Raw genomic sequence first — 702 nt, forward strand, 5'->3', positions numbered from 1 at the left:
TCGCCCTCTACCATCTATCATTTAAAGCTCGAACCGAAAAGGAAGTTCGTGAGTATCTGAAAAAGTATGATCTTGATGAAAAAATCACAAGTCAAGTTATCGCCAATCTTAAAGAAGATAACTGGATTAATGATCGTCAGTATGCCTACTCTATTATCAACGCAAATCAACTTTCTGGAGATAAGGGACCCTATGTGCTAGCTAAAAAACTGTCTCAAAAAGGGATTGCCAAATCAACGATTAAAGATGTTTTAAAGGATTTTGATTTTTCAGAGGTTGCTCAACGTGTGGCGGAGAAACTTCTTAAAAAATACAATGGAAAACTTCCCGCTCGTGCCTTGCAGGATAAGATTATTCAAAACTTGACTAACAAGGGATTCTCCTATGCTGATGCTAAAAGTGCCTTTGATGACCTGAACAATCAAGTCGACCAAGAAACGACTCAAGAACTCATTTTTAAAGAGCTAGACAAACAATATGATAAGTATGCTCGAAAGTATGAAGGATACGAACTTAAACAGCGTTTAACCCAAGTTTTAGCTCGAAAAGGCTATGATTTTTCGGATATAGCCAGCGCTCTCAGAGAATATCTTTAATATTTTCGTGTAAAATTTAAAAAAATTAGACCGATTTATGATATAATAGTAAACGATAAACTTATAAATTGTAGAAAGTTGGTTAGTTATGAAACTTCCAAAAGAA

Annotated in this window: 1 protein-coding gene; it reads left to right on the top strand. The window is 34.9% G+C overall.

All coding sequences use genetic code 11. From position 1 onward, the window contains the following. On the top strand, positions 1-596 hold a 596-nt coding region (recX, locus tag GMD4S_RS09865; protein ID WP_000740126.1), incomplete at its 5' end, for a recombination regulator RecX. Positions 597-702 lie beyond the last annotated feature (106 nt).

The sequence above is a fragment of the Streptococcus sp. GMD4S genome, from assembly GCF_000296955.1.